Origin of the sequence: Thermomonospora umbrina (genome assembly GCF_003386555.1) — a bacterium.
In the GTDB taxonomy this organism is placed as follows: Bacteria; Actinomycetota; Actinomycetes; order Streptosporangiales; family Streptosporangiaceae; genus Thermomonospora; species Thermomonospora umbrina.
This window is the reverse complement of the sequence record NZ_QTTT01000001.1, coordinates 5,228,525-5,241,093: the sequence shown is the minus strand read 5'-3', so window position 1 is coordinate 5,241,093 and position 12,569 is coordinate 5,228,525. Positions and strand designations below refer to the sequence as shown.

At 72.6% G+C, this 12,569-nt stretch carries 13 protein-coding genes; 4 read left to right on the top strand and 9 right to left on the bottom strand.

Annotated elements, in window-relative coordinates:
- Positions 1 to 169 precede the first annotated feature (169 nt).
- The 3 genes from DFJ69_RS23375 (at position 170) to DFJ69_RS23365 (ending at position 2,449) form a co-directional block, all read left to right on the top strand.
- Positions 170 to 634: an RrF2 family transcriptional regulator gene (locus DFJ69_RS23375; protein ID WP_116024577.1), complete on the top strand. Its 465-nt coding sequence runs from the start codon at positions 170 to 172 to the stop codon at positions 632 to 634.
- A gap of 9 nt (positions 635 to 643) precedes the next feature.
- The gene (locus tag DFJ69_RS23370; protein ID WP_116024576.1) at positions 644 to 1,405 is read left to right on the top strand and encodes a DNA-formamidopyrimidine glycosylase family protein; all 762 of its coding nucleotides are present in this window, start codon (positions 644 to 646) and stop codon (positions 1,403 to 1,405) included.
- Between the two features lie 159 nt (positions 1,406 to 1,564).
- The gene (locus tag DFJ69_RS23365; RefSeq protein WP_116026840.1) at positions 1,565 to 2,449 is read left to right on the top strand and encodes a LysR family transcriptional regulator; all 885 of its coding nucleotides are present in this window, start codon (positions 1,565 to 1,567) and stop codon (positions 2,447 to 2,449) included.
- A gap of 62 nt (positions 2,450 to 2,511) precedes the next feature.
- Here the strand turns inward: DFJ69_RS23365 and DFJ69_RS23360 are convergent, their stop codons facing one another.
- From DFJ69_RS23360 to DFJ69_RS23320, 8 genes are all read right to left on the bottom strand, one after another.
- Positions 2,512 to 2,982, bottom strand: coding sequence for a Dps family protein (locus DFJ69_RS23360; protein ID WP_116024575.1), 471 nt, complete (start codon positions 2,980 to 2,982; stop codon positions 2,512 to 2,514).
- A 118-nt stretch (positions 2,983 to 3,100) separates the two neighbouring features.
- Positions 3,101 to 3,484 carry a helix-turn-helix domain-containing protein gene (locus tag DFJ69_RS23355; RefSeq protein WP_116024574.1) on the bottom strand — a complete coding sequence of 128 codons (384 nt, stop codon included), beginning with the start codon at positions 3,482 to 3,484 and terminating at the stop codon, positions 3,101 to 3,103.
- A 110-nt stretch (positions 3,485 to 3,594) separates the two neighbouring features.
- A complete protein-coding gene (locus DFJ69_RS23350; RefSeq protein WP_116024573.1) occupies positions 3,595 to 4,890 on the bottom strand; it encodes a CinA family nicotinamide mononucleotide deamidase-related protein in 1,296 nt (431 codons plus the stop codon).
- Positions 4,891 to 4,920: 30 nt separating this feature from the next.
- The gene (locus DFJ69_RS23345; RefSeq protein ID WP_116024572.1) at positions 4,921 to 5,433 is read right to left on the bottom strand and encodes a DUF1990 domain-containing protein; all 513 of its coding nucleotides are present in this window, start codon (positions 5,431 to 5,433) and stop codon (positions 4,921 to 4,923) included.
- Entirely contained in the window at positions 5,430 to 6,713 is a 1,284-nt protein-coding gene (locus DFJ69_RS34990; protein ID WP_211328713.1) for a YndJ family protein, read from the bottom strand. The genes DFJ69_RS23345 and DFJ69_RS34990 overlap by 4 nt, the downstream gene beginning before the upstream one ends.
- A gap of 70 nt (positions 6,714 to 6,783) precedes the next feature.
- A complete protein-coding gene (pgsA, locus tag DFJ69_RS23330; RefSeq protein ID WP_116024571.1) occupies positions 6,784 to 7,386 on the bottom strand; it encodes a CDP-diacylglycerol--glycerol-3-phosphate 3-phosphatidyltransferase in 603 nt (200 codons plus the stop codon).
- The gene (gene rimO / locus DFJ69_RS23325) at positions 7,383 to 8,801 is read right to left on the bottom strand and encodes a 30S ribosomal protein S12 methylthiotransferase RimO (protein ID WP_116024570.1); all 1,419 of its coding nucleotides are present in this window, start codon (positions 8,799 to 8,801) and stop codon (positions 7,383 to 7,385) included. The genes pgsA and rimO overlap by 4 nt, the downstream gene beginning before the upstream one ends.
- A gap of 68 nt (positions 8,802 to 8,869) precedes the next feature.
- Entirely contained in the window at positions 8,870 to 9,616 is a 747-nt protein-coding gene (locus DFJ69_RS23320; protein ID WP_116024569.1) for a helix-turn-helix domain-containing protein, read from the bottom strand.
- Positions 9,617 to 9,651: 35 nt separating this feature from the next.
- Between DFJ69_RS23320 and DFJ69_RS34425 the strand changes: the two genes are divergently transcribed.
- Positions 9,652 to 9,819: a hypothetical protein gene (locus DFJ69_RS34425; RefSeq protein WP_170177751.1), complete on the top strand. Its 168-nt coding sequence runs from the start codon at positions 9,652 to 9,654 to the stop codon at positions 9,817 to 9,819.
- 15 nt (positions 9,820 to 9,834) lie between these two features.
- Here the strand turns inward: DFJ69_RS34425 and DFJ69_RS23315 are convergent, their stop codons facing one another.
- The gene (locus DFJ69_RS23315; RefSeq protein ID WP_116024568.1) at positions 9,835 to 12,483 is read right to left on the bottom strand and encodes a DNA translocase FtsK; all 2,649 of its coding nucleotides are present in this window, start codon (positions 12,481 to 12,483) and stop codon (positions 9,835 to 9,837) included.
- Between the last annotated feature and the right edge of the window lie 86 nt (positions 12,484 to 12,569).

Sequence of the window (12,569 nt, the reverse complement as noted above, 5' to 3'; positions counted from 1 at the left end):
GACCAGGCGGGGGGTGTGGCCCGGTCCTTCAGGCGGGTGGCCCGGAGCGCCGGCGGAGGGCCGCCCGCCTGAAGATCCCCAAGACCGGGCGCGGGGGGCGTGGGGGGTCGTCCCCCCACAAAAGACACGCACTGCCCAACCAGTCAGATCGGCAAGGGATACTAGGGTCATGCGATTGTCCGCCCGGGTCGATTACGCGCTGCGTGCCGCCGCGGAGCTGGCGGTGTCCGGGAGCAGCCCGGTGACCGCGGTCCAGCTCGCCGAGGCACAGCAGATCCCGCCCAAGTTCCTCGAGAACATCCTCGGCCAGCTCCGCCGCTCCGGGCTGGTCCGCAGCCAGCGGGGTCCGGAGGGCGGCTACTGGCTGGCCCGGCCGGCGGGTGAGATCTCGCTGGCCGACATCATCCGGGCGATCGACGGCCCGCTGCTCGGCGTCCGGGGCGAGCGCCCCGAGCAGGTCGGGTACCGGGGCGCGGCGCACTCCCTCCAAGAGGTGTGGATCGCGCTGCGGGCCAGCGAACGCGGCATCCTGGAGTCGGTGACCCTGGGCCACCTCGCGTCGGGCCGGCTGCCCGAGCCGGTGGCCGAGCTCACCAAGGATCCGGCGGCCTGGCAGAGCCCTTCGCTGATCTAGGCCCCCGCGTTGCCGGAAGGCGATGTCGTCTGGCAGACCGCCCGGCGCCTGCACGAGGCGCTCGCCGGGCGGTCGTTGACCGTCTGCGACTTCCGCGTGCCCGGTCTGGCCACCGTCGATCTGCGCGGCCGTCGCGTCCGCGAGGTGACCGCCCGGGGCAAGCACCTGCTGATCAGGGTGGACGGCGGGCTGACCGTGCACACCCACCTGATGATGGACGGCGCATGGCGCGTCCGACCCCCCGGGCGCCCGCCCCGCGACCACCGCGTTCGGCTCGCGCTGGGCAACGCGGAGGCGCTCGCGCTCGGGTACTCGCTCGCCGTGGTCGAGCTGTTGCCGACCGATGAGGAGGACCGCGCCGTCGGCCATCTCGGGCCCGACCTGCTCGGCCCCGACTGGGATCCCGACGAGGCCGTCCGCCGACTGCTCGAACGGCCCGAACACCCGATCCACGAGGCCCTGATGGACCAGAGCCGGCTGGCGGGCATCGGCAACGTCTACAAGTGCGAAGTGCTGTTCCTGCGCGGGGTCGACCCGTGGCGGCCCGTCGGCGCGGCCGGTGATCTGCGGGCCCTGGTCGATCTGGCGCAGCGGCTGCTGGCGGCCAACCGGCATCGGTACGGCCACGTCACCACCGGCGACCTGCGGCGCGGGCGCGAGCACTGGGTCTACGGGCGGGCGGGACGACCCTGCCGTCGCTGCGGCACCCGGATCGAGCGGGTCGACGAGCAGCGGATCACCTTCTGGTGTCCTCGCTGCCAGCCCGCCTGAACGGATGCGGTGGGTCGGCACCCGCCCGGAACGGTCCGGGCGGGTTGCCGCCGTTGCGGGTCGCTGGATCCCGCGCCCGTGCTCCGATCCTCGACCGGAACGTCACCCAAGTCAATTCTCGGATTTACTTCGCAATACCCAAGGTCTACCTTGGAGGCCATGACCCTTGACGATCTGCGGGTGTTCGTCGCCGTGTGCGAGGCCGAGAACCTGAGCGCCGTCGCCCGGGACCTGTCCCGCAGCCAGTCGGCGGTCAGCCAGCACGTCAAGCGGCTCGAACGGGAGACCGGGCTGGTCCTGCTGGAGCGCCGACCGCGCGGCGTCGTCCCGACCCGGGCGGGCCGGATCCTCTACCGCGCCGCCGCCGAGGGGATCGCCGGCCTCGGTGCGGCCCTGAGCGCTCTGGACGACCTGCGTCGGGGCACGAGCGGCACGGTGCGGATCAGCACGGGGGCGACCACCGTCCGGCACTTCATGAGCGCCGGGGTGGCGGCGTTCCGCGAACGGCATCCGGACGTGACGCTGGAGTTCCAGACCGCGGGCTCCAGCCGCCGCTGTCTGGAGGCGGTGCAGGCGCACGAGGCCGACCTCGCCTGGGTGACCGTGGGCCGCACGGTCCGGGGGGTCGAGCAGCGCCCCTCGACGACGCTGCCGTGGGCGTTGGCGGTACGGGTGGACGACCCGCTGGCCCGCCGCGCGCTCCTCAGGCTCACCGACCTCACGGGGATCCGGCACATCCGACTGCCGGCCGACTCGACGTCGCGCGAGCATCTGGAGTCCCATCTCGCCGGTCACGGGGTCCGGTTGGAGTCGACCACCAGCGTGGCCGACTGGGACACCGCGCTCCTGCTGGCCGAGCTGGGCCTCGGTCACGCGATCCTGCCGTCGCTGCCGGGCCGGCGGCACGGCCCCGGGTCGGTGGTCCGGCTGATCCCCCTGCCGGACCTGCCGCCGCTCACGGCGGGCTGGGCGGCGCGGCGCTGGGACGCGCTGAGTCCGCTGGCGTTGGAGTTCGCCGACACGGTCGTCGCCAGTCTCCGTTGACGGCCGAGACCCCGGCCCGCACCCGCTCGGGTGCCGGTCCGGGGTCTCCGGGCGTGCGCGTGCTACTGGGTCTGGACCTCGAACATCCAGTGTTGCTTCTCCAGCTCCGCGGTGAGGGCGATGAACAGGTCCTGGGTGACCGGGTCGGCCTCCTCGGTGGCCTTGATCCGCTCCCGGAAACGGGCGATGACCTGGGCCAGCGTGTCGGTGATGGAGGCCACCACCTTGTCGTCGGACTGGTACCCGCCGTCCGGCTGGCGGAGCTTGGTGGTGTCGGCGATGGTGCGGACCCGTCCGTCGGGGTTCACGCCGAGGGCCACCGCCCGCTCGGCCACGGTGTCGGTGTACTCGCGGGCCAGGTCCACCACCTCGTCGAGCTGGAGGTGGACGGGCCGGAAGTTACGGCCGGTGAGGTTCCAGTGGGCCTGCTTGGCCACCAGGGAAAGGTCGATGAGGTCCACCAGGGCGCCTTGCAGCGTGTCCCCCGTGGTCCGCAGATCGGCTTCGTTGAGTGGGCTCTTGACCGTCGCCATTGTCGGCTCCTTCCGCATCGGCACCGTCCCGTACAACATCGGGACGTCCCCGGGAATGCCGCCGCCAATCGCGGCGAACATCACCCGGGCGACGGGAATACCGACGGCGCGGAAGGGGTCAGGCGGCGACCATGTCGGCGCGGAACTCGCCGGTCAGCTCCTCCGGGGTGGCCGGAATGGAGCCGGCGGCCAGCGCCTCCTGCTCCAGCGGCTCGCCGAGGCGCTCGTGCTCGGGCGCGGCGCCCGCCATCACCGGCTCCCGCTGGAGCTCGGCCAGGGCGAGCTGGTCGGCGACCTCGCGCAGAACGTGCGAGAGCGGGACCCCCAAGGCCTTGCAGATCGAGGCGAGCAGCTCCGAGGAGGCCTCTTTCTGCCCGCGTTCGACCTCGGACAGATAGCCCAGGGACACTCTGGCCGCCGCGGACACTTCGCGAAGGGTGCGACCCTGGCGCAGCCGCAGCCGCCGCAGTACGTCACCGAGCAGCTGGCGAAGCAGTACCATCGCTCGCTCCCTCCCCGAGTTTCGGACCTTCGATGTCTCCACCGTACCTGTCTACCAGGCGACCACGGCAGACCAAGGATTTCGTGTTCGCTGGGAACGTAACGCTGTAATCAGCCCGACTCTTCCCGATCATGCCCGGAGGGGTCCGTCCAGGGCCCGGCGTCCATTCCCAACAGAACGCGTCGTAGCAGGTCAAGGGCGTGCACGACGGTCATCCGGCGGATCGGCGCACGCGCCTCGCCGCCCGAACGGGGCACCGGAAGGCTCGGTGAGGTCACGAAGGGCTGTCCTTGTGGACCGGCCACCGCGACATAGACCGTTCCCACCGGGTGCCCGTCCTGGGCTTCCGGGCCCGCCACGCCGGTCACCGCGACCCCGTAGGAGGCCCCCAGACGGTCGCGGACGCCCTCGGCCATCGCGGCGGCCACATCGGGGTGGACCGCGCCGTGCTCGGCCAGCAGGCCCTCGGGGACGCCCAGCAGCTCGTGCTTGAGTCGGGTGGCGTAGACGACCACGCCGCCGACGTAGGTGGCCGACGAGCCCGGCATGGCGGTGAGCTCCGCGCCGATCAGTCCGCCCGTGAGCGACTCGGCGGCCGCCACCGTCGCCGACCGTTCGGCCAGCAGCCGGTGGACGACCCGGTCGAGGCCCTCGTCGCCCTCGCCGTAGACGGCGGTGCCGAGCAGCTCTCGGGTCAGCTTGTCGGCTCGGGCCAGCAGGGCGTCGGCGTCGGGTCCCGTCGCGGTGATCCGGACCTTCACCTCGGCGGGCTCGGGGAGGTACGCCAGCCGGACGCCCTCCATCGCCTCGACCGGGGCCAGCCGCGCGGCCAGCACGGTCTCCCACAGCCCGGCGGTGCGCAGCGTGCGGCGCACGGTGAGGACGTCGGCCGGTCCCGCGCCCAGCTCCGGGAGGACGCTGTCGATCGTGATCGCGCGCATCTCGCGCGGAACGCCCGGCAGCGCGTACACCACTCCCGCGGGAAGCTCCACGCGCAGGCCGGGGGCGCTGCCCGCCGGGTTGGGGAGGATCCGGGCGCCCTCGGGGACCTCGGTCATCCGCAGGGCCATCTCCGCGAGCACCTGGTCGGCCGCCGCGACCCGCTCGCGCAGGCGCGCCTCCAACTCCGGGTCGCGGATGAGGGCGACGCCCGCCGCCTCGGCGAGCGCGTCACGGGTCAGGTCATCGTAGGTGCCGCCGAGGCCGCCGGTGGTGATGACGGCATCCGCACGTTGAAGGGCGGTGGTCACCGCCTCGATGATCACGTCCTTCTCGTCGCCGACCACCACGCTGCGGGTCACCGTCGCCCCGGCCTCGGCCAGCCGCTGCCCCAGCCAGGCGGCGTTCCCGTTCACGGTGTCGCCGAGGAGCAGCTCGTCCCCTACCGTCACCAGTTCGACCCTCATGCGCGCCCCCTCTTTTCCGCGAGCATGCTCTCACGGGGCGGATCGGCGGACCAGGCGTCGCAGGGAGGCCACGCAGCGGAGCGCGTACGCCCGTTGGAGCGCCCTCACCAGAGGCCCGGCGGCCCTGCCGAGCGGCCCCGCCGATCTGCTGAAGGCCAGCACGGTGAGCCAGACGTCGCCCGTGTCGTCCATCTCCACCACGAACGCCTCCTCACCGCGTCGAGGGTGCCCCGGGAGCGTCCCGTACGCCCAGGCGGCGCGACGTTCGTCCCGTTCGGCCCACACGACGCGGCAGGGCGCCACGACGGCCAGCGGACCGACGCCCACGCGCACCGTGACGGTGACGCCGGGCTCCGCGTACGGTCCCGAGGCGTCGACGCGGACGGGAATGCCCCGATGCATCCGAAAGTCCACCAGGGCCTCCGCCGCGTCGCGCATCACCGCCGCGCCGTGACCGAGCCGCCGCCGGACGCGCAGGTGGTCGTAGCCGTCCGGCAGCACGCCCGTACGGGTCGCGCCCACCTCGTCATAGGTGAAGTTCACGGCGCCTCCCGACGCAGCCGGGCCCAGGCGAGCATCCCGCACAGGGCGAATCCGAGGGCGTTGCCGATCCCGTGGGTGGCCACCATCCAGTCCAGGGACGGATGCGGGATCCCGGACGCCTCCCCCAGCGCCCAGCTCAACGCCAGGACCATGGTCCCTGCCAGGACCACGGCCGACACCAGCAGCAGCACCCGGGTGACCCGGTCGCGCGAACGGGCCTCCCACCAAGTGAGCAGGCCCACCGCCCACATGCCCGCCGTCAGGACGACCGCGCCCGCGAACTCGACCCACTCGCCGGTGAAGTACCCCACCAGCACCGCCAACGTCCCGGCGGGAACGCTCAGCGCCGCAACCCGCGAGAGCCACCCCCCACCGGCCGCCCGACTGACCAACCCGGCGATGAGCGCAGCGGCGAACCCGGCGTAGTGGAAATGGGCGACCGTCAGCGCCAAGATCTCCAACGAGAACCCGAACAACCGCCACCCCGCACGCTCCGCCACCAGCGCCGCCCCCGCGACCGCCGGCATGACCAACGCCACCAGCACCGCGAACTCCGCCACACCGCCCTCACGACCTCTCCACAACCGGCACGCGACCCCGCGCACCCCGCCAAAGCCCCGACCCGCAGAACACGGCGACGCCCGGCCCCGGTCACCGCACGCAACGCGATCGACGCGACCACCCCGACCGTCCCGATCGGCGCGGTCGGCGCGGGAGGCGTGATCGGCACGGGCAGGGCGATCGGCGTAGCCGCCGTGGTCGGTGGCGGCGACGCAGTCGGTACCGGGGGCGTGATCGACGCGGACCGGAAGATCGGCGCAGCCGCCGTGGTCGGCGCCAGTGGCGCAGTCGGCACTGGAGGCGTGATCCGCGCGGGCGACGCGGGCAGCGTGGTGGGTGCGAGTGGGGTGATCGGCGCGGTCAGGTTGATCGCCGCAGTCGGCGTGAGTGGCCTGGGCTGCGTGGTCGGCGTGATCGATGTGGTCGGCGAGGGCGGCGGTGTTGGTCCGGTGTCGGTCGGTCGGAGGCCGCGGGGTTCGGGTGTGGGGGGTCGCCCAGCGGACGGGGGCGTATGCGGCGAGGGCGATCGTGCTCGCCGTGTAGGCGATGGCCAGGGCCGTCGCGGTCGGGCCGCGCGGCAGCCAGAGCGCCGCGGCGCCGGTGGCCGCCCCCGCGAGCCACAGGCGCCGCAGCGCGAGGGGAACGTCGATCAGGTGGAGGCCCGTCGGGACGATCGCCAGCATCCCGATCATGACGATCACCGACACCGCAGCATCCATGGCACGCCTCCTTTTGAACGCGTTCAAGTATGATCGTAGAGCATTGTGAACACGTTCAAAAGACCGGGGGTCAGGCGGCCGGGGCGGCGCGGCGCAGGCGCCAGGCCTGCACCACGTAGTCGACGCCGGTGACCACGGTGACCGCCAGGGCGGCGGCCATCACCGCCCAGCGAAGGGGGTCCAGCGGCCCGGGCAGGAGGTAGAGGCCGATGGCCACGACCTGGAGCATCGTCTTGAGCTTGCCGCCCTTGCTGGCCGGGATGACCCCGTACCGGATCACCACGAGGCGCAGCACCGTGATGCCGATCTCGCGGATCAGGATCACCACGGTGACCCACCACCACAGCTCGCCCAGGATCGACAGACCCACCAGGGCGGCGCCGGTCAGCGCCTTGTCGGCGATCGGGTCGGCGATCTTGCCGAAGTCGGTGACCAGCCCGTACCGACGGGCCAGATCACCGTCGATCTTGTCGGTGACCGAGGCCACCGCGAACACGACGAACGCCGCGACCCGCCACCCGGTGCCGTCCATGAACAGCGTCCAGACGAACACCGGCACCAGGAGCATCCGGAGCATCGTCAGCAGGTTGGCGACGTTGTAGACGCTCGGCGGCGCCTCGGGGCCCGCCGCGGGATCGGGCGGGGCCGCCGGATCTGGTCCGGCCGAACTCATGGGACGTCCGCCACGAGGTCCACGCCGTCGGCGTCGACGACCTTCGCGGTGACGAACGCGCCCACCGTCAGGCCCTCGCCCCGCACGATCACGGTGCCGTCCACCTCGGGGGCCTGGTGGGCGGCGCGACCCTCCAGGACGCCCGGCTCCACCTCCTCCTCGAGCAGCACGTCCACGGTGGAGCCGATGCGCTCCTCGGCCCGCTGCGCGGTCAGCTCCTCGGCGAGCGCGGACACCTCGGAGACCCGGCGGGCGACCTCGTCGGCGTCCAGCTTGCCGCCCAGCCCGGCGGCCTCCGTGCCGTCCTCGTCGGAGTAGCCGAAGACGCCGATCGCGTCGAGCCGGGCCTCGGTCAGGAAGGCGATCAGCTCCTCCAGATCGTCCTCGCTCTCACCCGGGAAGCCCACGATGAAGTTGGACCGCACACCCGCCTCGGGAGCCAGGTCGCGGACCCGGCCCAGCAGCTCCAGGAACGACTCACGGTCGCCGAACCGCCGCATCCGCCGCAGCACCGGCCCGCTCGCGTGCTGGAACGACAGGTCGAAGTAGGGCGCCACCCCCGGTGTCCCGCACAGCACGTCGATCAACCCGGGCCGCAGCTCGGCGGGCTGCAGGTAGCTGAGCCGCACCCGGTCGACGCCCTCGACCTCCGCCAGCCGGGGCAACAGGCCCTCCAAGGCCCGCAGGTCGCCGAGGTCCTTGCCGTAGGAGGTGGAGTTCTCGCTGACGAGGACCAGCTCGCGCACGCCGTGCCCGGCCAGCCAACCCGCCTCCGCCAGGATCTCCTGCGGGGCGCGGGACACGTACGCCCCGCGGAACGCCGGGATCGCGCAGAAGGTGCACCGACGGTCGCAGCCGGAGGCCAGCTTCAGCGGCGCGACCGGGCCTCCGCCGAGCCGTCGCCGCAGCACGCGGGGACCGGACACGGGGGCCACACCCTCGGGCAGGTCGGGCGCCGCGCCGTGGCCGGGGATCGCCACCTCGCGGGCGGACTCGGTGCGCTCCACCGGACTGATCGGAAGGAGCGTGCGCCGGTCCCTCGGGGTGTGCGCGGGACGGCGGACACCCGCGAGGACGTCGTCCAGCCGCTCGCCGATCTCGCCGTAGTCGTCGAAGCCCAGCACCGCGTCGGCCTCGGGCAGCGACTCGGCCAGCTCGGCGCCGTACCGCTCGGCCAGACAGCCCGCGGCGACCACCCGGGCGCCGGAGTCGTGCGCGGCCAGCAGCGTGTCGATGGAGTCCTTCTTGGCGGCGTCGATGAAACCGCAGGTGTTGACGACCACCACGCCGGCCTGGTCGGCGTCCTCGACCAGGTCCCAGCCCGCGCCCTCGAGTCGGGCGGCGAGCTCTTCGGAGTCGACCTCGTTGCGTGCGCAGCCGAGGGTCACCAAGGAGACAGTGCGGCGTGTGGACATGGTCTAACCGTAGTGGGCGCGACGCGTTCAGCGGACCACGCCGGCCGCCCCACGTGCGTCGGCGCCGGTCAGGCGCCTTCCGGGTCGCCGGGGCCGAAGCTGAGGCGCAGCACCTGCCCGTCGGTGCCGGGCGAGCCGAGGTCCTTGCCGTTGACGGTCAGGGTGACGCCGCCGCCGTTGCCGATCAGCACCCGGATCTTCTTCTTGGCGGTCCACTCCATGGACTCGCCGGCCGGCAGCAGCCCGCTGAACAACTGCCTGCCCTTCTCGTCCCTGACGTTCAGCCAGCTCGACCGCTTGGCCTTCACCTTGACTTCGACGTCCTTGCGGGGCACCACGGCGATCGCGTCGTCGCTCGGCGGCCGGCCGGTGGAGGTGGCGGCGGGCTTGGCGGCGGAGGGCCGGGCCACCGGACGGGCGTTCTGCTCGGGGCCGCCGGTCGAGCCCAGCACCCGCACGACCGTGTACAGCAGCACGAGCACCAGCGCGCCCGCCATCGCGGCGCTCCAGTTCGGAGACCGGCGCTCGCGGATCTTCACCGGGATCTCCGCCTCGAACGCCGCCGCCGCCGACACCGGCTCCAGCATGCCGTGCGCCTCGTCGTACTCGCGGATCAGCGGCTCCGGGTCGATGCCGACCACGCGGGCGATGCTGCGGATGTGGCCGCGGACGTAGAAGTTGCCGCCGCAGGAGGAGTAGTCGTCGGCCTCGATGCCGCTGATCAGCGCGCCTCGGATCCGGGTCCGTTCGCTCACCTGACCGACGGTGAGACCGGCTGCTCGACGGGCGGTTGCCAAGGTCTCACCGATGCTCACGCCGAGCCTCCTGAAATGTGACGATCGGTCCGACCATGACCGACCACGGCGAACAAGAGAGCTTCATCGCCTACACCGCTCCCGCGCAGACCAGTTTAGGAACCGGCATGCCCACTGGGCGATACGCGACGCCTTCGAAACCGGGCAAGATTTCGCATCATTCGGAGAACGGCCCGGAGAACGGCCCGGAGATCGCCGGGTGACCGGCCGGATCCGGGTCAGGCGACCCCGCGCACCCTCGCCAGCACCTCGGGCAGCTCGTCGGGTTTGACCAGCACGTCGCGCGCTTTGGAGCCCTCGCTCGGGCCCACGATATCGCGGCTCTCCATCAGGTCCATCAGCCGTCCCGCCTTGGCGAACCCGACCCGCAGCTTGCGCTGGAGCATCGAGGTGGAGCCGAACTGGGTGGTCACGACCAGTTCGATCGCCTGGACCAGGAGGTCCATGTCATCGCCGACCTCCTCGTCGATCTCCCGCTTCGGGCCGGCGACCTCGGTGACGTCCTCGCGGTAGGCGGGCTGCATCTGGGCCTTGCAGTGCTCCACGACGCTCTGGATCTCCTTTTCGGAGACGTAGGCGTTCTGGAGCCGCATCGGTTTGCTGGCGCCCATCGGCAGGAACAGCGCGTCGCCCTGCCCGACCAGCTTCTCGGCGCCCGGCTGGTCGAGGATGACCCGGCTGTCGGCCAGGGAGGAGGTCGCGAACGCCAGCCGCGACGGCACGTTCGCCTTGATCAGCCCGGTGACGACGTCCACGCTGGGCCGCTGGGTGGCCAGCACCAGGTGGATGCCGGCGGCGCGGGCCAACTGGGTGATGCGGACGACGGAGTCCTCCACGTCGCGGGGGGCCACCATCATCAGGTCGGCCAACTCGTCCACGATCACCAGCATGTACGGGTACGGCGTGTAGACGCGCTCGCTGCCGGGCGGGGGCTGCAGGTGGCCGGCGCTCACGGCCTTGTTGAAGTCGTCGATGTGCCGGAACCCGGAGGCGGCCAGGTCGTCGTAGCGCCGATCCATCTCCCCCACCACCCACTGGAGGGCCTCGGCGGCCTTCTTGGGGTTGGTGATGATCGGCGTGATCAGGTGCGGGATGCCCTGGTACATGGTCAGCTCGACCCGCTTGGGGTCCACCAGCACCATCCGGACCTCGTCGGGGGTCGACCGCATCAGCACCGAGGTGATCAGGCCGTTGATGCAGGTGGACTTGCCCGCGCCGGTGGCCCCGGCGATCAGGATGTGCGGCATCTTGGCGAGGTTGGCGACCACGGTGCGGCCCTCGACGTCCTTGCCGAGGCCCACGATCATGGGGTGCTGCTCGTTGGTGGCCGCCGGGGAGCGCAGCACGTCGCCCAGGCTGACGATGTCCTTGTCGACGTTGGGGATCTCGACGCCGATCGCGGACTTGCCGGGGATCGGGGAGATGATCCGCACGTCGGCGCTCTTGACGGCGTACGCGATGTTCTTGGTCAGCGCGGTGACCTTCTCGACCTTGACCGCCGGGCCCAGCTCGATCTCGTACCGGGTGATCGTGGGGCCTCGGGTGAACCCGGTGACCTGCGCGTCGATCTCGAACTGCTCCAGCACCCCGGTCAGCGCCGCGACGACCACGTCGTTGGCCTTGGTGCGGGCCTTGGTGACGCTGCCGGGTCGCAGCTCCGACGGCTCGGGCAGCTCGTAGATCTCCCCGGACGAGTTCAGCGGGAGTTGCTCGGCGCGGCGCGGAGGCGGGCTCGGGTCGGGGATCTCCGCCTCGGGCGGGGCCGGCGGCACGGGCGGCGCGGGCGGCTCCAGGAACGGCACCGGGTCCGGTTCGAAGAGGTCGTCGGCCAGGTCGGGCAGCGGCTCGTCGCCGACGTCGCGCTCCTCCAGGACGGGCGTGTCGTAGGGCTTGGAGTGCTCACCGATGTCGAGGCCGTCGTCGGGCTCGCCGGGGTCCTCCGCCTTGCCCTTGCGGCGGCGCTTCGGCTTGGGCGCCGGGGCGTCCTCGGGCTCGGCGTCCTCCAGCAGTTCGCGAACGGAGCCGCGGTCCCGCAGCGTCAGGACGTCCCACAGGTCGCCGAGCCGCTCGGGAACGCGGTGCACCGGGGTCGCCGTGACCACCAGCACGCCGAACCCGCTCACCAGGAGCAGCAGAGGCACCGCGACCCAGGCGCTCAGCGCGCCCTCCAGGGGGGCGGAGACCAGCCAGCCGAGGACGCCGCCCGCCGCGCGCACCGGGCCCATGCCCTTGCCGGGGTACGGGGTGCCCGCGCCGATGTGGACGATGCCCTGCACGCCGAGGACCAGGGCGCTCGCACCGATGATCACCCGGCCGGTGTCGCCGTTGCGCTCGGGATGCCGCAAGGTGCGCCAGGCGAGCGCCGCGACCAGCAGGGGCAACAGCATCGCCAGCTTGCCCAGCCCGCCGCGCACCACCTGCTCCAGCGCACGGGTGACGACGCCCTCGGGCCGGAACCAGGTGATCGAGACCAGCACGATGGAACCGCCGAGCAGCGCCAGCCCGAGACCGTCGCGCCGGTGCTCGGCGTCGAGGTCACGGGCCCCGCGACCGTAGGCCCGGAAGACCGAGCCCACCGCGGCGGCCACCAGCAGGTAGAGCCGGAACAGCACGCGGAAGACGCCGAGGATCAGCCGCCCGACCGGGTCGGGCCTGCGCGTCGCCGCGCCCTTGGCGGGACGACGGCCCGAGCCCTTGCCGGAGGAGGAACGCCCGCCGCCCGAGGGCCGTTTGCGGGGGGCGGGGCCGCCCTTGCCCGCCTTGCCGCCGCCCTTGCCCGCGGCGCCCGACGTGCCCGCGGGTTTGCGCGCCGCACCCCCGCGTGTACGCGAGGAGCCGCCGGCTCCTCCAGACGCACGTGTGGCCATGGTGACGAGAGTAACGAGCGCCCCCGCCGATCCCCTGGAATTCCCCGGCCCGCGCGTGTCTCTTGCTTCTTTGTGGGGGGCGACCC